General features: G+C 71.2%; 18 protein-coding genes and 1 pseudogene. 6 read left to right on the top strand and 13 right to left on the bottom strand.

Annotated elements, in window-relative coordinates:
• Positions 1 to 16 precede the first annotated feature (16 nt).
• A complete protein-coding gene (locus tag DEJ50_RS03875) occupies positions 17 to 514 on the top strand; it encodes a hypothetical protein (protein ID WP_150205987.1) in 498 nt (165 codons plus the stop codon).
• 73 nt (positions 515 to 587) lie between these two features.
• On the opposite strand, the gene DEJ50_RS03870 is transcribed toward DEJ50_RS03875, so the two are convergent.
• Positions 588 to 803, bottom strand: coding sequence for a dodecin (locus DEJ50_RS03870; RefSeq protein ID WP_150205985.1), 216 nt, complete (start codon positions 801 to 803; stop codon positions 588 to 590).
• Between the two features lie 174 nt (positions 804 to 977).
• On the opposite strand from DEJ50_RS03870, the gene DEJ50_RS03865 reads away from it, so the two are divergent.
• From DEJ50_RS03865 to DEJ50_RS35385, 3 genes and pseudogenes are all read left to right on the top strand, one after another.
• The gene (locus DEJ50_RS03865) at positions 978 to 2,240 is read left to right on the top strand and encodes an extracellular solute-binding protein (RefSeq protein WP_411757574.1); all 1,263 of its coding nucleotides are present in this window, start codon (positions 978 to 980) and stop codon (positions 2,238 to 2,240) included.
• A 142-nt stretch (positions 2,241 to 2,382) separates the two neighbouring features.
• Positions 2,383 to 3,156 (top strand): GNAT family N-acetyltransferase, encoded by a 774-nt coding sequence (locus DEJ50_RS03860; protein WP_150205982.1) that lies wholly within the window; start codon positions 2,383 to 2,385, stop codon positions 3,154 to 3,156.
• A pseudogene (locus tag DEJ50_RS35385) lies at positions 3,153 to 3,683 on the top strand (lysophospholipid acyltransferase family protein); the annotation flags it as partial. The gene DEJ50_RS03860 and the pseudogene DEJ50_RS35385, both read left to right, overlap by 4 nt.
• Positions 3,684 to 3,970: 287 nt before the next feature.
• Here DEJ50_RS35385 and egtD read toward each other — a convergent pair.
• The 4 genes from egtD to egtA are packed head-to-tail and all read right to left on the bottom strand — an operon-like array spanning position 3,971 to position 8,449.
• Entirely contained in the window at positions 3,971 to 4,951 is a 981-nt protein-coding gene (egtD, locus tag DEJ50_RS03850; RefSeq protein ID WP_150205980.1) for an L-histidine N(alpha)-methyltransferase, read from the bottom strand.
• Complete coding sequence (egtC, locus tag DEJ50_RS03845) at positions 4,948 to 5,724, bottom strand: ergothioneine biosynthesis protein EgtC (protein ID WP_150205979.1); 777 nt, start codon at positions 5,722 to 5,724, stop codon at positions 4,948 to 4,950. The genes egtD and egtC overlap by 4 nt, the downstream gene beginning before the upstream one ends.
• Positions 5,724 to 7,109 carry an ergothioneine biosynthesis protein EgtB gene (gene egtB / locus DEJ50_RS03840; RefSeq protein WP_411757573.1) on the bottom strand — a complete coding sequence of 462 codons (1,386 nt, stop codon included), beginning with the start codon at positions 7,107 to 7,109 and terminating at the stop codon, positions 5,724 to 5,726. Before egtB ends, egtC begins: the two co-directional genes overlap by 1 nt.
• Complete coding sequence (gene egtA, locus DEJ50_RS03835) at positions 7,106 to 8,449, bottom strand: ergothioneine biosynthesis glutamate--cysteine ligase EgtA (RefSeq protein WP_150205978.1); 1,344 nt, start codon at positions 8,447 to 8,449, stop codon at positions 7,106 to 7,108. The genes egtB and egtA overlap by 4 nt, the downstream gene beginning before the upstream one ends.
• Before the next feature lie 139 nt (positions 8,450 to 8,588).
• Here egtA and DEJ50_RS03830 point away from each other — a divergent pair, with 139 nt between their 5' ends.
• A complete protein-coding gene (locus tag DEJ50_RS03830) occupies positions 8,589 to 9,413 on the top strand; it encodes a TIGR02452 family protein (protein ID WP_150205977.1) in 825 nt (274 codons plus the stop codon).
• A gap of 51 nt (positions 9,414 to 9,464) precedes the next feature.
• Here the strand turns inward: DEJ50_RS03830 and DEJ50_RS03825 are convergent, their stop codons facing one another.
• Together DEJ50_RS03825 and DEJ50_RS03820 are read right to left on the bottom strand one after the other, a co-directional pair.
• The gene (locus DEJ50_RS03825) at positions 9,465 to 9,941 is read right to left on the bottom strand and encodes a type II toxin-antitoxin system PemK/MazF family toxin (RefSeq protein ID WP_150205976.1); all 477 of its coding nucleotides are present in this window, start codon (positions 9,939 to 9,941) and stop codon (positions 9,465 to 9,467) included.
• A gap of 819 nt (positions 9,942 to 10,760) precedes the next feature.
• A complete protein-coding gene (locus tag DEJ50_RS03820) occupies positions 10,761 to 11,144 on the bottom strand; it encodes a hypothetical protein (RefSeq protein WP_150205975.1) in 384 nt (127 codons plus the stop codon).
• 206 nt (positions 11,145 to 11,350) lie between these two features.
• On the opposite strand from DEJ50_RS03820, the gene DEJ50_RS03815 reads away from it, so the two are divergent.
• A complete protein-coding gene (locus tag DEJ50_RS03815) occupies positions 11,351 to 12,091 on the top strand; it encodes a class I SAM-dependent DNA methyltransferase (protein WP_150205974.1) in 741 nt (246 codons plus the stop codon).
• A 2-nt stretch (positions 12,092 to 12,093) separates the two neighbouring features.
• Here the strand turns inward: DEJ50_RS03815 and DEJ50_RS33770 are convergent, their stop codons facing one another.
• From DEJ50_RS33770 to DEJ50_RS03790, 6 genes are all read right to left on the bottom strand, one after another.
• Positions 12,094 to 12,489, bottom strand: coding sequence for a DUF4097 family beta strand repeat-containing protein (locus DEJ50_RS33770; RefSeq protein WP_190344256.1), 396 nt, complete (start codon positions 12,487 to 12,489; stop codon positions 12,094 to 12,096).
• A 378-nt stretch (positions 12,490 to 12,867) separates the two neighbouring features.
• Positions 12,868 to 13,140, bottom strand: a complete 273-nt coding sequence (locus DEJ50_RS03810; protein WP_223837577.1) for a hypothetical protein — start codon at positions 13,138 to 13,140, stop codon at positions 12,868 to 12,870.
• A complete protein-coding gene (locus DEJ50_RS35550; RefSeq protein ID WP_411757572.1) occupies positions 13,137 to 13,400 on the bottom strand; it encodes an ArsR/SmtB family transcription factor in 264 nt (87 codons plus the stop codon). Before DEJ50_RS35550 ends, DEJ50_RS03810 begins: the two co-directional genes overlap by 4 nt.
• A 368-nt stretch (positions 13,401 to 13,768) precedes the next feature.
• A complete protein-coding gene (locus tag DEJ50_RS03800) occupies positions 13,769 to 15,223 on the bottom strand; it encodes an amidase (RefSeq protein ID WP_150205972.1) in 1,455 nt (484 codons plus the stop codon).
• 69 nt (positions 15,224 to 15,292) lie between these two features.
• Positions 15,293 to 15,988, bottom strand: coding sequence for an alpha/beta fold hydrolase (locus DEJ50_RS03795; protein ID WP_150205971.1), 696 nt, complete (start codon positions 15,986 to 15,988; stop codon positions 15,293 to 15,295).
• A gap of 84 nt (positions 15,989 to 16,072) precedes the next feature.
• Positions 16,073 to 17,287 (bottom strand): MFS transporter, encoded by a 1,215-nt coding sequence (locus DEJ50_RS03790; RefSeq protein ID WP_223837576.1) that lies wholly within the window; start codon positions 17,285 to 17,287, stop codon positions 16,073 to 16,075.
• Between the last annotated feature and the right edge of the window lie 200 nt (positions 17,288 to 17,487).

Genomic DNA, 17,487 nt, shown 5'->3' with positions numbered 1-17,487 from the left:
CCCTAGGCTGGCACGTATGAGCGAATCAAGCCCCGTGCGCCGGCCGCTGGCCGTCTTCGACCTCGACAACACCCTGGCCGACACCGCGCATCGGCAGCACTTCCTGGAGCGCCGGCCCCGGAACTGGGCCGGGTTCTTCGCCGCGGCCCCGGCCGACCCGCCGCTGCCGCGCGGGGTGGCGCTGGCGCTGGAGAGCGCCGCCGACTGCGAGGTGGCGTATCTGACCGGGCGCCCGGAACGGTGCCGCCGGGACACCCTGGAGTGGCTGGAGCGGCACGGGCTGCCGGAGGGGCGGGTGTGGATGCGCGGCAATGCGGACCGCCGGCCGGCCCGGGTCACCAAGCTGGAGGTGCTGGGCCGGCTCGCCCGCGGCCGGGAGGTGCGGATGCTGGTGGACGACGACGAGCTGGTCTGCCAGGCGGCGCGGGCCGCCGGGTTCACCGTGGTGCTCGCCGACTGGGCGGCCGAGGCGCCGGAGCTTCAGCAGGCGCAGGAGGGCGAGGGCCGGACCTGACGGCCGGGACCTGCGACCCGACACCCGAGGCACGCCCGCCCGCGCCGGCCCGTCGTCCTTCGTCCGCCCTGTGTCAGCCCTCGCCGTCGAGCCGGAAGCCGACCTTCAGACCCACCTGGTAGTGCGCGATCTCGCCGTTCTCGATGTGCCCGCGCATCTGCGTGACCTCGAACCAGTCGAGGTTGCGAAGGTGCTGTCCGGCCCGGGCGATGCCGTTGCGGATCGCCTGGTCGAGGCCTTCGTGGGAGGTCCCGACGATCTCGGTCACGCGGTAGGTGTGGTTGGACATGGAGTTCTCCCGACGGTGTGAGCGGTGCCTTGATCCGTACCTTGTTCCACGGTGCCCCAGTACGGTCTGGTCCGCGAGATATGTGTGGAGAATCCCCGGCGAAAGGCCCTTGATCCGGAACTTGGTCTATGCCAATTTCAAGCCATCTTTGATCGAGCCCAGAAGGTGACCTTCGTGAAGATGCGCTTCCTTGCCCTGTGCACCGCCCTCGTCGCGGCGACCTCCCTCACGGCGTGCGGCATGCTCCCCGGCTCGGACGACGGGTCCGAACAGGTGACCCTCTGGCTCATGAAGGGCAGCGCCTCGGACGATTTCATCCAGAAGTTCACCGAGAGTTACGAACGGGAGCACCCGGGCGTCGACCTGGAGATAAAGATCCAGGAGTGGACCGGCATCGGTGACAAGGTCAACGCCGTCCTCAAGGGCACCGCCACGGAGCCCGCCGACGTCATCGAGGTCGGCAACACCCAGGTCGCCCGGTACATCGAGACCGGCGGCCTCTCCGAGCTGACCCTCGAAGGGGTCCGCGAATGGGGCAGCAAGGACTGGCTCAAGGGCCTCGCCGACCCCGCCACCGTCAACGGCGCCCGGTACGGCGTCCCCTGGTACGCCGCCAACCGCGTGGTGATCTACAACAAGGACCTCTTCGCCGCCGCCGGCATCAAGGAGCTGCCGAAGAACAGACAGGAATGGCTGACGGCGACCAGGAAGCTCGACAAGGGCGACCAGCAGGGCATCTACCTGGCCGGGCAGAACTGGTACGTACTGGCCGGGTTCATCTGGGACGAGGGCGGCGAACTCGCCGTCGAGGGCGGCGGCGTGTGGACCGGCACCCTCGACACCGAACAGGCCCTCGCCGGCATGGACTTCTACAAGCAGCTGCACGCCCTCGGCGAGGGCCCCGACAACGCCGACGAGGAAACACCCCCGCAGTCCGAGGTCTTCGCCCGCGGCCAGATCGCCCAGATCATCGCCCCGCCCGCCCAGGTCGCCCAGATCGAAGCCGCCAACCCCGCCCTCAAGGGCAAGCTCGGCTTCTTCCCGATCCCCGGCAAGACCTCCGACAAGCCCGGCGCCGTCTTCACCGGCGGCTCGGACCTGATCATCCCGGAGAACACCCGGAACCGGCGCGAGGCCGTCGACGTGATCACCGCACTCGTCAGCGAGAAGTGGCAGACCGAACTCGCCCGCACCATGAGCTACGTTCCCAACAAGACCACCCTCGCCCACATCGTCCAGGGCAACGAGGGCGCCACCGCCATGACCTTCGGCGCCGCCCAGGGCCGCGCCACCCCCAATTCCCCCCGCTGGGCCGAGGTCGAGGCAAAGAACCCGATCAAGCCATTCATGACCGCCGTCCTCTCCGGCCGGGACCCCAAACAGGCTGCAAAGACGGCATCCGATGCGATCAGCAAGGTCCTCAGCTCTGATCGCTGAGCGGCCGAATCCCGCCATTCAGCGTTCGCACACCCACGGGCCGCCGATCGGTCACGTCGAATCCAGCCGGTCACGGAAGAAGTAGAGGAGAGCCAGGCCAACCACCGCCGGCCTGGCTCCCGAGTCCGGATCAGGAGCCGCCATGACCATCGCCCCGCTGTCCCCCGTCCAGCCCGTCACCCCGGTCGCCCCCCGGTACGCCGTACGGCTCGCCCGCAACGAGGCCGAGGTGCGCGCCGCCCAGAAGCTGCGCCACCAGGTCTTCGCCGGCGAGCTCGGCGCCCGCCTCGACGGCCCCGAGCCCGGCCTGGACTCCGACGCCTTCGACGCCTACTGCGACCACCTGCTCGTGATCGAGGAGGAGACCGAGCAGGTCGTCGGCACCTACCGGCTGCTGCCCCCCGAGCGCGCCGCCATCGCCGGCCGCCTCTACTCCGACGGCGAATTCGACCTCTCCGCCCTCGACCCCATCCGCCCCGACCTGGTCGAGGTCGGCCGCTCCTGTGTCCACCCCGACCACCGCAACGGCGCCGTCATCGCCCTGATCTGGGCCGGCCTCGCCCGCTACATGGACCGCACCGGCCACAACTGGCTGGCCGGCTGCTGCTCCATCCCCCTCTCCGACGGCGGAGTCCTCGCCACCGCCACCCGCGAGACCGTCCTCGCCCGCAACCTCGCCCCCGAGGAATACCGGGTCACCCCGCACCGCCCCTGGACCCCCGCCCTCCCGGCCCCCGCCGAACGCATCGAACTGCCCCCGCTGCTCCGCGGCTACCTGCGGCTCGGCGCCTGGGTCTGCGGGGAGCCGGCCCTCGACCTCGAGTTCGGCTGCGCCGACCTCTACGTCCTGCTCTCCCTGCGCCGCACCAACCCCCGCTACCTCAAGCACTTCCTCTCCCTCGCCCCGGCCGCATGAACACCTGGCTGCCCACCGCCCCCTGCACCCCCGCGGCCTGCGCAACCCACCACGGCCCGGCCGCGGGCACCCCGCGCGCACTGCTCCGGCTCACCGCAGTCCTCGCCCTGATCCTGCTCGCCGTCCCCGCAGCCCCCCTGGTCCGGCTGCTCCCGGCCGGACCCCGCCACCGGGTGATCCGCGCCTGGTCCGTGGCCCTGCTGCGGGCCTTCGGCCTCCGGGTCTCCGTCCACGGCAGCCCCGGCCCCGACGGCGGCCGGCTGCTCGTCGCCAACCACATCTCCTGGCTCGACATCCCCCTGGTCGCCGCCGCCCTGCCCAGCCGGATGCTGGCCAAGGGCGAGATCGGCCGCTGGCCGGTGCTGGGCCGGCTCGCCGCACAGGCCGGCACCCTCTTCATCGAACGCGACCGGATCAGGGCCCTGCCCGACACCATCGCCACCCTCACCCGCGCCCTGCTCCACGGCGACCGGGTCACCGTCTTCCCCGAAGGCAGCACCTGGTGCGGCCGGGCCCAGGGCCGCTTCCGCCGGGCCGCCTTCCAAGCCGCCCTGGACGCCCGCGTCCCCGTACAGCCCCTCCACATCACCTACCGGCTGGCCGACGGGCGCACCGCCGGAGCCCCCGCCTTCGTCGGCGACGACCCGCTCACCACCTCCCTCTGGCGGATCGCCCGCGCCCGCGGGATCCACGCCGAGATCACCCTGCTGCCGCGGATCCCGGCCGGCCGGCACGCCGACCGGCGGGCCCTCGCCGCAGCCGCCGAAGCCGCGGTCGGCACCGCAGCCGGAGTGCCCTTCATCCCCTACCCGGCCTACGGCATCATCCCCGGCCCGTCCGCCACCGCCAGCGACAAGGCGAACCGCCCCGACGAATCCGTCCACCACTGGACCAACTCCAGCCCGGCCTCAGCCAGTTCCGTCCGCACCCCGTCCTGACGGAACTTCGCCGACACCTCCGTCTGGATCTCCTCACCCGCCGCGAACGGCACCTCCAGGTCCAGGGCCCGGATCTTCACCCTCAGCTCCGACCGGGCCCGCAGCCGCATCTCGATCCACTCCCGCTCCCGGTCCCACAACGCCACATGCGTGAAATCCTCCGTACGGAAGTCCGCATCCAACTCCCGGTTGATCACCGCCAGTACGTTCCGGTTGAACTCCGCCGTCACCCCCTGCGCATCGTCGTACGCCGCCACCAGCACGGACTCCTCCTTCACCAGGTCCGTACCCATCAGCAGGGCGTCCCCGGGCGACAGCATCGACCGCACCGCGTGCAGGAACTCCGCCCGCTCCGGCGGCAACAGGTTCCCGATGGTGCCGCCCAGGAACACCACCAGGCGGGGGCCGGGGCTGTCCGGCAGGTGCAGCGGCTTGGTGAAGTCCGCCAGCAGGGCATGCACCCGCAGCCCCGGATGCTCCGCCAGCAGCTTCTCCGCCGCCCCGGCCAGCGCACTCTCGCTCACATCCACCGGTACGTACGTATCCAGCGCCGGCATCGCCTCGATCAGATGCCGGGTCTTCTCCGAGGACCCCGACCCCAGCTCCACCAGCGTCCGCGCCCCGCTCTCCGCAGCGATCTCCCGGGCCCGCTCCAGCAGGATCTCCCGCTCCGCACGCGTCGGGTAGTACTCCGGCAACCGGGTGATCTCCTCGAAGAGTTCGCTGCCGCGCGCATCGTAGAACCACTTCGGCGGCAATACCTTGGGGGAGCGGGTCAGCCCGCGCAGCACATCCGCACGCAGCGCCGTCTCCGCGGCGCTCTCGTCCAACAGGCGGGTCAACTGGTAGTCACTCACGGGGCGTTCTCCTTGAGCGGGATCAGCGCCACCCGGGTCCGGGAAGCGGTCAGCAGACTCCGGTCCGGCACCTCGCACCAGCGCGGATCGTCGTCGTACGGCTCGGACGCGACCACCGTGCGCCCGCCCCCCGGGGCCTGCGGCTCGGCCAGGTACCAGAGCGAATCCCCCCACGCCGTCGCCGCGATCTCCACCCCGTCCGTCAGCAACAGGTTCAGCCGCGAACCCGGCGAAGCCGCGACCAGCTCCCGCACCGCCGCGCCCAGGGCCGCCCCCAGCTCCGCACCCGCCCGCAGCCGGTGCAGCACCAGCGCCCACACCAGCGCCGAATCGGTCCGCGCCGCCAGCTGCAACAACGCCCCCGCAGGGAGCCCGGCAGCCGGCCCGTCCGGGCCCGCCACCGCATCCGGCCAGTCCCGCAGCACACCGTTGTGGCTGAACAGCCACCGCCCGTCCGCAAACGGCCCGGCCGCAGCCTCCCCGTCCGACCCGGCCTCGGTGGCATCGCGTACGGCGGCCAGCACGGCCTCGCTGCGCACCACCCGGGCCAGATCCGCGAAGGTCGGATCCCCCCACACCGGGCCCGCCCGCCGGTAACGGGCCGGCACCGGATCGCCCGGCGCGTACCAGCCCACTCCGAAGCCGTCGGCGTTGATCGTGCCGTGCCGCTGCCGCCGCGGTGCCCAGGCCTGCCGTACCAGCGAGTGATCGGGATCAGACAGCAGCCGACCCAGCCTCATCACCGGCCCCACATAGGCGATATGACGGCACATCAGACGTCTCGCGCGGTGCGGAACCCGGAGAAGATCTGCCGTCGTACGGGCAGGTCCCAGTTGCGGAACGTGCCCCGGCAGGCCGCCGGGGCCACCGCGAACGAGCCGCCGCGCAGCACCTTGTGGGCCGGACCGAAGAACACCTCCGAGTACTCCCGGTACGGGAAGGCCCGGAACCCCGGATAGGGCAGGAAGTCGCTCGCCGTCCACTCCCACACGTCCCCGATCAGCTGCCGCACCCCCAGCGCCGAGGCGCCCGCCGGATAGCTGCCCGCCCGGGCCGGCCGCAGATGACGCTGCCCCAGATTGGCGCGGTCCGGGGTGGGGTCGGCATCGCCCCACGGGTAGCCGGCCGACTGCCCCGTCTCCGGCCGGTACCGGGCGGCCTTCTCCCACTCCGCCTCGGTGGGCAGCCGGCGGCCGGCCCAGCGGGCCCAAGCATCCGCCTCGTACCAGCTCACATGCAGCACCGGCTCCTCCGGGGGCACCGGCTCCGTCACCCCGAACCGGCGGCGGAGCCACTGCCCGCCCTCCCGGTGCCAGAACAGCGGGGCCCCGATGCCGTGCCGGCGGACCTGCTCCCAGCCCTCGGCGGCCCACCAGCGGGGCTCGGTGTACCCGCCGTCCTCGATGAACGCCTGGAACGCGGCATTGGTGACCGGAACGGTGTCGATGAAGAACGGCTCCGTCTCCCGCGGATGGGCGGGCCGCTCGTTGTCCAGCGCCCATGGCTCGGTGGAGGTGCCCATGGTGAACACCCCGCCGGGTACCAGGACTTCCGGGGCCGGCAGGCCGTTCCCGGCGGCTCCGTCCCAGGGCGCATCGGGATCCGGCGCGGCCAGCACCGGCGGCCCGGCGCGGAGCTGGTGGGTGATCAGCATCGTTTCGTCGTGCTGCTGTTCGTGCTGCGCGATCATCCCGAAGGCGAAACCGCCGTCCAGCAGGGGAGTCCCCTCCAGCGGGGTCCGCTCCAGCAGGTCGAGCACCCGGCCGCGGACCTCGGCGGCGTACCGGCGGGCCTCGGCGGGCCCGAGCAGCGGCAGACTCGGGCGCTCCGAACGGGGGTGCTGGAACGCGTCGTAGAGCGGATCGATCTCGGGGCGCATCGCCTCCCGCCCCTCGACCCGCCGCAGCAGCCACAGCTCCTCCTGGTTGCCGATGTGGGCGAGGTCCCAGACCAGCGGGGACATCAGCGGGGAGTGCTGGGCGGTCAGGTCCGGGTCGGACACCACATCGGTGAGGCCGGCGGTCCGCGTCCGGGCGGCGGCGAGTTCGGCGTGGGCGCGCTCGCGGAGGAGGTCGTCGGTGGTGCCGGTGCCGGTGCCGGTGCCTGTGTTGGTGTTGGTGAGGGGGCCGGTGGTGTCGTCGATGTCCTCGATGCTCACGTCAGCGGGTCCTTCCCGAAAGGCGGTACGGGCAGGCGCGGTTCATCGGCGGGACACCGCCCGCGCAGTACGTACCGGTCGGTGAACGCCCCGACGGTGTCCAGCACGTGCCCGGAGGCGCCGAGCCGGGGCAGCGCCTCGGCGGCGGCCCGGAAGCAGGCGATACCCGCGGCCCGCAGTTCCGGATCGGCCGGCCCGTGGCGGGCCGCCGCCCGCCAGAGCGGATTGCGCGGAGCGGGTCGCGGCCCGTACTCGTCGGCCAGCACCTTCACCACCCGGTACGCCGTCTCGGCCGCCTCCGGATCGTCGAACAGCGCGTGCACCACGGCGGCCGGCACCAGCCAGCCGTCCTCCCCGGGCTGCGCGTCGATCATCCGCAGCTCCAGATGGCCGCGCGGCCGGACCGGCGGGAACAGAGTGGTCAGGTGGTACTCCAGATCCTCCGGGGTGGCCGGGCGGGGCCCGCCGCCGCGCAGCCAGTCGCGGAAGGTCAGCCCCTGGGGCACCGCCCACGGTTCGTCGGGCTCGTCGGGACCGGCGCCGGGCGTCGGCCGGATGCACATCACCTCGGTGTCCAGGGCGTGCCGGGCCCAGGCCGCGCGGGGATCGCCGTCCAGCGGCGGGGCGAGCGCGCGGTGCGGGTCCAGGTCGGCCCACACGCCCTGCCGGGAACACCGCCAGCCGGCATACGGGCCTGCGACGGCGGGGGAGTTCGCGAACGCCGACACCAGGACCGCGCCCAGCAGGTGCGCCAGCCGCCAGCGCCGCCCGTGCCCGAGCGGGCCGGGCTCCTCGTACCCCGCGTCCACGCACACCTGCACGGAGGCGGACCCGCACATCATGGTCCGCCCGGCCGGCCCGGTCCGGTCCAGGCAGGCTTCCATGGCCTCGTAGCGCGGGCTGTCGCACAGCAGCCGCCGCAGCGGGCGGCGGGGGTCGTGGCCGCTGCCGTGCAGGAACAGATCGCGGTCGCGCAGGGCCGCGCGTACCAGGTCCAGATCGGCCTGCAGGCCGTCCACGCACTCCATGAGCGAGCCGGCGGGTGCCGAACTCAGCTCCAGCTGACCGCCGGGTTCCACGGTGAACCGCGACCGGAGGGGCAGTGCGCCGACGGCATCGAGTGCCGCGGCGAGCCGCTCGGCCGGCAGCGGCCGATCGGGCTGCTCGGCATCGAGCACGAGCCATTCGAGCTCGGCACCGACGAGCCGGGGCGGCCCGGTCTTGAAGCAGACACCGCGCACCAGATCCTCGGCCTCGATCTCGGTGAGGTCGTGGGGATGCTGCGGGTCACCGGGGTTGCGTGGAGGTGGTGAGTGCGGAGGGGGTGAGTCCTGTGGCATGACCGGATCCTTATCTCCCGTCGTACACCGTGAGGTCACCCGTGCCTACCCGTCCGTTTCGGACCGCGAATCGTGTGTTCGTGGCGATCGCGGGAAATATTCGATTGCCGCACCTGGACCGGATCTCGAGGATTGCGGGATGAGCGGAAGGTTGCGCGCAATAGCGCAGGAGAATGCGGGAATCGTGGCGACCGGGACGTACCGGACGCGAACGGGGCGGGAGGTTTCCCTCGCCGTCGCCGTGGCGGAAGCCAAGGCAGGAACCAGGATATACGGGCCAAACCCGGTCATTCCAGGCGAGCGTCCTCTGGCTGCTCCTTTCGACACCTCCGTGGAGGTCACGGGGGAGAGCAGTACGGTCGCCGCCCGCAGGCTCGCGGCCGACGGCCCGGTGGCCGTCCTCAACTTCGCCTCGGCCCGGAATCCGGGCGGCGGATACGTCCGCGGGGCCAAGGCCCAGGAGGAAGCGTTGTGCCGCGCCTCGGCCCTGTACGAGACCCTGCTGGAGGCGCCGGAGTACTACACCGCGCACCGCGCGCTGCGCAGCACCTTCTACACCGACCGGGTGATTCACTCCCCGGGGGTACCGGTTTTCCGCGACGACCGCGGTGAGCTGCTGGAGACCCCCTTCCGGGCGGGCTTCCTGACCTCGCCGGCCCCCAACGCGGGCACCATCCGCCGCCTGGAACCGGGCCGGGCCCACGAGATCCCGGCCGCCCTGGCCCGCCGCGCGGAGCGCGTCCTGGAAACGGCTGCCCTGCACGCGTACCCGCAGCTGGTGCTCGGGGCCTGGGGGTGCGGGGTGTTCCAGAACGACCCGGCCGAGGTGGCCGGGGCGTTCCGGGACCTGCTCATGGGCGATGGGCGGTTCGCGGGCGTGTTCGAGCGTGTCGTCTTCGCGATCCTGGACCGCGCGCCGGGGCCGCGGCGGGCGTTCGAGGAGGCGTTCGGGGTGGGGGCTTAGGGAGGGTTTATCGCGGGCATGGCGGGGGTAAGGCGGGGGCAGGTTGGGGGCCTACCGCCAGCCGTAGCGCTCGCGCAGTCGGTTGACCACGAGCTGGAACCGGCCCCGGTCCAGCGCACAGGCTTCCCGTCGCATGCCCGCCTCGTGGACCCGCAGGATCCGGTCCACATCCACCCAGGACTCCCGGCCTGCGCTGTCCCAGGGCCCGGTGCCGATCGGGACCCACTCCCGGTCGTGGTCGTGCCGCTTGCTGGAGAGCTGTACGGCGAGCAGCGTGCTCCCGTCCGCCGCTTCCCGGGCCACGACGAGCACGGGCCGGTCCTTGCCGCGCCCGTCGTTTTCCTCGTACGGGACCCAAGTCCAGACGATTTCCCCGGGGTCGGGGTCTCCGTCGGGATCGGGCGCGTAGGAGGTCTGCACACGCCCGACGGCGTACGGATCGGCCTCGACGGTAGCCCCGTGGCCATCCCGGCCGGGCTGGGCGGGTTGACCGGGCTGGGCGGGGCGAGAGTGTGAGGGTGCTGTCATTCGAGCAGGCTACGCCGGTGGGGCGGGGCCGGGGGTTGGATGTTTCCTCTTGGGCGGGAGCGCGGGGGTGCGGGGTGCCCGGGGGCTGCCCGTCAGTCCTCAGTGTCCTTCCGTGCCCGTCCGCCCTGTCAAGGGCGCTCCTTCGTCGCGTCGCTCCGCGATTCCGCTGCGCTCCACCCTTGACAGGACGGCCGCCCCCGGAAAGACAAGGACTGTCGGGCGGCCCCCGGGGGAGGGACGGTATAGGGGGCCTGTGCACGATGCGGCCCAGCAGGGAGGCTGGGCCTTGGCTCCCGCCCGCCCGGCCGCCCTGTCGGGCGGAGAGCCCCGGCCGAGCGAAGCCGGAGCCCATCGGGCGGGTCGGAGCCCCAGGAACGCACCAGATCGCTACGCGCTCCACCCGTCTCAGCGTCCTGAGACCTGCTGTGGCCGGTCAACTCCCCGCCTTGCAGGCGGGGAGTTCCGATCCGGCGAAGCCGGGACCAGGTGGCGGGGCTGAGCCCCAGGGGCGCGCACCAGATCGCTACGCGCTCCACCCGTCTCAGCGTCGCCAGACCGCCTGTGGCCGGACAAAGGCCGCCACGGACTATTACGCGTCCCGGCAGTGAGGCGGCAGGCGGGCCGGACGGGGCCGGACGCAGAACGCCAACCACCGCCACGCCCTCCGGCCGTCTCAGCGGCCCAAGACCGGCTGCGGCTGAACAAAGGCCCGCCCTCGCGGGCGGACAGCTCCATCCCGGCGAAGCCGGGGACCAATTGGCGGGGCGGAGCCCCAGGACGCGCACCAGATCGCTGCGCGCCCGGGCGGTGGTAGACGCTTCAGCGGTGGCCGAAGAGGAGAGCGATCTCCTCTTCGATCGCCCGGACTTCGGCGTGACGGTCCATGCGGGCCAACTGCTGGCGGTAGTGATTCAGAGTGCGGACGAGGAGTGCTGAACGTTCGGGCTCCATGGTGCACATGAGACGTGCAGCGGCGACGGCCTCGGCCCGGAGGGCCAGGGCTATGGCCGGCTCGTGGGCGAACTCCTGAGTGCTGAAGTCCACCAATGCGGTCGCCAGTCGGGGCAGATACGCCAAAGGGCTCACCTGGGCGAGAACGCGGTAGGCGGCGACCCGCTGCCTGACCGGCAGAGCCTCGGAGCCGAGGAGGGCCACCCGTGCTCGCAGGACCGCGTCGTGATTGATGTTCTCCGAGTGATTCATGACGGTGATTCTGAAAGCCGCACGGGTACCCAAACAAGGGCATTCGGCTGTGCGCTTGGTCCTACGAAAACGTGCTCTGACCTGTCATGATGGATACGTCTTAACCTCCCGCGCCAGATCCGGTCCCCGCACCAGGCGATATCTCCAAGGGTGGAGAACGTAAATGCGTCGACAGAGTCTCTGGGCGCCCGGCAAAGTGGCCGTCCGTGACGAGCAGTGAACTGTGGACCCGTGCGACCGCCGACCGCTACGACGCCGAGGAGACCGAAGCGTCCTCGGCTGCCGTTCTCGAACCGACCCTCGCCTTCCTCGCCGAGCTCGCCGGAGGCGGCCGGGCACTGGAGTTCGCCATCGGAACCGGACGAGTGGGAGTCCCGCTCCGGGAACGCGGCGTGCCGGTCGTCGGCATCGAACTGTCCGAGCACATGGCAGCGGTGCTGCGGCGCAAGGTCGACGAGGACACGCTCCCGGTGGTCATCGGGGACATGGCCACCACCGTCGTTCCCGGTGAGTTCTCGCTGGTCTATCTCGTCTACAACACCATCACGAACCTGCTCACGCAGGACGAGCAGGTCGAGTGCTTCCGCAACGCCGCACGTCATCTGGAGCCCGGTGGCCGATTCGTCATCGAGCTGGGTGTGCCGCCGCTGCGGCTCCTGCCGCCCGGCCAGGTCGCGGTGCCGTTCGATGTCTCCGAGCAGCATCTCGGCTTCGACACCTTCGACCTGGTCGAGCAGATTCTCGTCTCACACCACTTCACCCGCGACGGCGATGACGGCCACTACCGCCGCGAGAACTCCCGGCACCGGTACGCCTGGCCGGCAGAGCTCGACCTGATGGCACGGATCGCTGGGCTCGAGCTGGAACGTCGCGTCGCGGACTGGGGCGAGGCTCCGTTCACCCAGGACTCCGCGAAGCACATCTCTGTGTGGCGCAAGCCAACCTGATCTCAGCTGGTGGTGACGATGGTGACGTTTCCGCCACCCGTGTGCGCCTTGACCTTGCGTGAGGAGGACGGATCGCTGGCGATGCCCAGTTCACGGTCGCCGCCGTCGCTCTTGGCATCCACTGCGTAGGTTCCTTCGGGTAGTCGCACCGTGATGTTGCCGCCTTCCGACTCGGCCTCGACCTGTTCTGGCGTCGCGGTGAAGGAGGCGTCGAGGTTGCCGCCGCCCGTGTGTGCGGAGCAAGTTTCTTCGTGGCGGACTCTCTGATCCGGACGTTGCCACCGCCCGTCTTCGCGTCCATGGCCCCGGACAGACCGTGCACGATGATGTCCCCGCCTCCCGTGTCCATGGACAAGTTGGTGTCGCGCGGGACCGCCACGGTGTAGTTGACAACGCATTCGCTGTCCGCGCAGCCGGGAGCGTTGAGTGAGAGCTCACCGTTGCGTACGGAGTGTTCGGTACGCGGCTTCTCGTCCGCGTACTCGAACCTTTCGGTGACGCTGACGGCGGAGCTGTCGGCGGTAACCACTTCGACGTTCCCGCCGTTCGTCTTGATGCGGAGGGAGGTCACATGGTCGTCGACCTGGTACTGCGACTCCTCCACTGTGGTTTTGGCGTTACAGGCCGTGAGTGCCGTGCCGGCGAGGGCGACGGATACGGCGGCCAGGAGAAGGCGTCCGGGTTTGTCGCTGGCTCGCTTCGAGTACATGGTCGTTTCCTCAGGTTTGATTGAAAGGCAGGGGCGCGGGTGGTGAGAGGCTGATGCTCGGCCTCGGTTACTCGACGTCCTTGAGGATGCGTTCCATGGACTCGACGCGCGTTCGCATGTCGGCGAGCTGTGTCGAGATCAGCAGCAGCTTCTGGTCCGTCAGTTCCTGTGTCGTCAGGGCCATTTCGGTGAGCCGCCGATATTCCTGCTCGCGGGCGAGGACAGCCTCGGCGCGCTGCGTCTTGCCGCGCTGGCGCAGGGCCACGATGATCACGGGTGTGAGCAGCAGTAGGCCGCCCAGCGTGAGAATGATGCCGTCCAGGCCGTAGATGTGGTTCAACTTTCCCCCTGGGCCTGGCCGGCCTCTTCGTCGGTGGCGATGGTGATCGTCTCGGCAAGCGCGATGAGGCTGCCTGGAGTCAGGTTCAACGCGAAGGGCACGACTTCGTAGTACTTCATCGCCTTGCCGTCCTCTGAGAGCTCCAGCGTGGATGAGACCAGGCCTGCGCTCTCCAGCTTGCGCAGGTGCACCTGCAGCAGGGCCCGGCTGATACCGAGCTCGCGAGCCAGTTGGCTCACGTTCGAGCTGGCCGGCTGCACACCCGAGACGACCGACCTCCTGGTCCGCCCCGCCAATTGGGTCCCGGCTCCGCCGGATCGGAAGTCTCCGCCCGCGAGGGCGGGTCGTTGTCCAACCACGGGCGGTCTTGGGCCGCTGAGACGGCCGCAGCGCGTAGTGGTCGTTGGCGGTCTATGTCCGGGCATAGGCGGTCTGGGGACGCTGAGACGGGTGGAGCGCGTAGCGATCTGGTGCGTTCCTGGGGTTCCGCCCTGACTGGTGGGTTCTGGGTTCGCCGGTTCGGAGTTGTCCGCCCGACAGGGCGGACGGGCACGGAAGGACACTGAGGACTGACGGGCAGCCCCCGGGGCACCCCGCGCCCCCTCGCTCCCGCCCAGGGGAAGACCCCCTACGACACCCCGCCCGGCCACCGGTCAGCCCAGCGTTCCTCCGCCTCCAGTTGTGCGGCCAGCGCGATCAGCAGGGGTTCCGAGTGTGCCGGGCCCAGGAGTTGGGCGCCCAGGGGGAGGCCCTGCTCGGTGAAGCCGGCCGGGACGTTCACCCCCGGCCAGCCCAGGACGTTCCACGTCCAGGCGTACGGGCAAGCCGCGATCATCGCCCTGTCCGTGGCCAGCGCGCCCAGCCCCGACAGCGCTCCGATCGGCAGGGGCGGCGTAGCCGTCGTGGGGGTGAGGACCACGTCGAAGCGGCCGAAGATCTCGCCGATGCGGCGCTGCAGCAGCGGCTCGGCCCGGCGGGCTGCCCGGAGGGCCAGGCCGCCCAGCAGGCGGCCCGTACGCACCGCCTCGTGCGTCCGCGGGTCCAGCAGCGCCGGGTCCGGGACGCGGTCCGCCCACTCGCGGACGCCGCTCGTCGCGCGCGGGACGAACGTGAGGCCGATCTGGCCGTACCGGGGATCCTCCGGGATCACCTCGTGGCCCAGCGCCTCCAGCCGGCCCGCCAGCCGTTCCACGGCCGAACGGACCACAGGGTCAAGGGACTTCGGAGTGGCGGTAAACGCCATGCCGAAGGACAGCGCGATGCGCAGCCGCCGGGGCGGACCGCCCGCCGCGGCCGTCACCGCCGAGATCGGGGCCGGCCGGTGGAGGTCCTCCGGGTGCGGCCCGCTCGCGGCGTCGAGCAGCAGCGCCGCGTCCGCGACCGTACGGGCGAGGACCCCGTTGACCGTGAGGCCGCGGAAGGACTCCGGGTCCGGCCAGGTGGATATCCGCCCGCGCTGGGGCTTGATGCCCACCAGATGGGTCCAGGCAGCAGGGATACGGACCGAGCCCGCCCCGTCCGAGCCCAGTGCCGCCGGCACCAAGCCGGCCGCCACGGCCGCCGCCGAGCCGCCGGAGGAACCGCCGGGCGTATAGCCGGTGTGCCACGGATTGCGGGTGTCGCCGAAGGCCGGACCTTCGGTGAAGGGCCATTGTCCGAGCTCGGGCGAGGTCGTCTTGCCGACGATGACCGCGCCCGCGGCCCGGAGGCGCCGGACCGCCTCGCTGTCGGCGGACTTGGGCGGGAAGTCCCCCGCGCATCCGAACGCAGTCGATTCGCCCGCCACGTCCATGTCGTCCTTGACGGCCAGTGGTACGCCCAGCAGCGGCAGCCGCTCGCCGGCCGCCAGCCGCCGGTCCGCCGCGTCCGCTTCGGCGAGCGCGGCCTCGCCGCGCACCACCCGGAAGGCGTTGAGCTCCGGCTGCGAGGCGGCGATCCGCCGGAGCGACTCTTCCGTCAACTGCCTTGAGGAGACGGCGCCTTCGGCGAGCAGGCGCGCGGTGGCGACCAGCCCGGGGGGCTGCGGTGCGTTCGATACCTGTCCGGTCGATACCGGACCTGTGGACACCGGGCCTGCGGACATCGGACCTCCCCGTTACTCGTCAGTAAGGGGGACAGTAACGGGGAGGAATCGGTGCCTGCTAGAGCCTGATCAGATCCATCCGTTCAGCGAGACCATGAAGCCCTCGAAGTCGTCCCGGTGGATGGTGTGTCCGGCGCCCGCCACCAGCCGGACCTCGAAACCCCGGTCGGCGAGGAGCGCGGCCCGCTCCGCGGATATCAGGAAGCTCGGGTCGGCGAGCTGGACCAGCGACGGCACCACCGGCGCCGCAGGCAGCAGGTCGGTGCCGAACAGCGGGCCCAGGCTGAGCGCAGTGGACTCGTCCCAGGCCGCCAGGGTCTCCAGCTCGATATCGACGTCCGCTTCCTCCCAGCGCGGGTTCATCGCCTGGATCTCTTCCTTCGAAGCCGTTTTGAACTGTGCGAACGTCTCCGGCCCGAAACCCTCCTCGGAGGAGGCCAGATGCCACGCCGGGTCGGAGAACACCGCGCGCAGCGGCTTCAGCCGGTCCACGGCCAGGGACAGGGTCAGGCCGCCGAGCGAGTGGCCGATGGCGAGTTCCGCGCCGGCGGGCAGGGTCTCCACCAGGTCGTCCGCGAAGAGTTGTGGGCTGTACTCGCCCCGCCCGCTCTCGCCGTGACCGCGCAGATCGACGGCAATCACCCGGTATCCGCGCTCCGCAAGGGCCGGGCCGACCCGTCGCCAGGTGCGGTGGTCGGCCATGATGCCGTGGATCAGCAGGGCGATGCGGTCGCCCTCGCCCCAGGTGTGGGTGTGCAGCAGCACGGTGCTTCCTCTTTCGTTTCCGGGTTCCGGTACGTCGATACAAGTCGGGGTTGGGGACGGGGACGGGGACAGGGATGGGGGCGGTCAGCGCACGCCGCGGATCGGTCTGACCGCCAGGGCTCCGGCCACCGATAGCGCCGCGGCCAGGATGAACAGCGTGGTGTAGCCGCCGCTGACGGACACGATCAGCGAGGCGATGAACGGGGCGACGATCTGCGGACCGGCGTTGGCGATGTTCAGCACGCCCATGTCCCGGGCCGCGTCCTCCGCCTTCGGCAGCACCATCGTCACCAGCGCCGTGTCCACCGCCATATAGCAGCCGAAACCCAGGCCGTTGACGACGGCAAAGACGAGGATCGCGGTCCAGCTCGAGGACAGGGCAGGGATCAGCAGGGCGAGGGCGGACAGCAGGGCGGAGGCGCCGACGAAGAGCTTGCGCCGGTCGAACCGGTCGGAGAGCCAGCCACCGAGAACCGTCGAGACCACCATGGCGAGGCTGGTCAGCGGCATCAGAACGGCCACCGCCTCCTCGGGCTCCATGCCCGCGGGCAGCACGGTGTGGTCCTGGAGGATGTAGAGCTGGTACCCGCTCACCGCGAAGTAGCCGAGTACCAGCAAAGCCCGCCCGATAAAGGCCCATCGGAAGTCGTGGTCCCGCAGCGCACTCGCGAAGGCGGCCAGTTGGGCCTTGACCGGCAGGGCTGCGCGGGCCGGCAGTCGCTCCTCGCGGGTGCACACCGTGAACAGGACGGCCGCGCCCGCCACGAGGGCGCCGAAGAGGAGATATCCGGTGCGGTGGTTCTCGGAGAAGGCGGCGCCGAGCAGCGCGCCGAGCACGGAGCCGAACGGCAGGCCCAGTCCGACGGCCGCCGAGGCCTTGCCGCGGGCGCCCACCGGCACCCGGTCGGGGACCACCGAGGTGATGGCGGCCTGGTAGACGTTCATCACGGCCTGTCCGAGGCACCAGGCAATGGTGATCAGCAGGACGGTGTCGGCGAGGCCGAGCAGGAACATCGCCGGGACGGCGGCCAGACCGCCGCCGAGGATCCAGGGGTTGCGCCGACCGCTGCGGTCGGACAGGGCGCCGGCCACCGGGTTGAACACGGTGGCGAAGATGGCGGAGACCCCCGCGATCAGGCCGAAGTTGGCGACCTTGCGGTCCGGGTCGATGTCCTCGACCTGGAGCGCGAGGAGGACTCCGGCGACGCCGACGTACAGGGCGTACATCGCGGTGTTGCCGACGAGCAGCAGCGGGAGCAGGCCGCGTCCGGGAGTGGTGGGGGCAGCAGGGGCGCTCAAGGCGGGAGCGGGAGAGGGAGGGGGAGACGGAAGGGCCACGGTGGCCTCCTGGGCAGGGCGGGTTCTGCTTCGGAATGTGGGGGAGGGGTGACTGACGTCAGATGGGTTACACGTGTCAATGAAACGTGTAACCAGTGTTTAGCACTCGTTTCCGGCCATCCGCCAGCCCCCGGACGCGACCGGTCTGGAAGGATGCCTCG

The organism is Streptomyces venezuelae, assembly GCF_008642295.1.
Classification (GTDB): domain Bacteria; phylum Actinomycetota; class Actinomycetes; order Streptomycetales; family Streptomycetaceae; genus Streptomyces; species Streptomyces venezuelae_C.
The sequence above is the reverse complement of the archived record's forward strand: the minus strand, read 5'-3'. Positions and strand labels throughout refer to the sequence as shown.

Coding starts and splice junctions, on each gene's coding strand:
- DEJ50_RS03875 (WP_150205987.1), top strand. CDS start 17: ATGAGCGAATCAAGCCCCGTGCGCCGGCCGCTGGCCGTCTTCGACCTC.
- DEJ50_RS03870 (WP_150205985.1), bottom strand. CDS start 803: ATGTCCAACCACACCTACCGCGTGACCGAGATCGTCGGGACCTCCCAC.
- DEJ50_RS03860 (WP_150205982.1), top strand. CDS start 2,383: ATGACCATCGCCCCGCTGTCCCCCGTCCAGCCCGTCACCCCGGTCGCC.
- egtC (WP_150205979.1), bottom strand. CDS start 5,724: ATGTGCCGTCATATCGCCTATGTGGGGCCGGTGATGAGGCTGGGTCGG.
- egtA (WP_150205978.1), bottom strand. CDS start 8,449: ATGCCACAGGACTCACCCCCTCCGCACTCACCACCTCCACGCAACCCC.
- DEJ50_RS03830 (WP_150205977.1), top strand. CDS start 8,589: ATGAGCGGAAGGTTGCGCGCAATAGCGCAGGAGAATGCGGGAATCGTG.
- DEJ50_RS03825 (WP_150205976.1), bottom strand. CDS start 9,941: ATGACAGCACCCTCACACTCTCGCCCCGCCCAGCCCGGTCAACCCGCC.
- DEJ50_RS03820 (WP_150205975.1), bottom strand. CDS start 11,144: ATGAATCACTCGGAGAACATCAATCACGACGCGGTCCTGCGAGCACGG.
- DEJ50_RS33770 (WP_190344256.1), bottom strand. CDS start 12,489: ATGCGTTGTCAACTACACCGTGGCGGTCCCGCGCGACACCAACTTGTC.
- DEJ50_RS03800 (WP_150205972.1), bottom strand. CDS start 15,223: ATGTCCGCAGGCCCGGTGTCCACAGGTCCGGTATCGACCGGACAGGTA.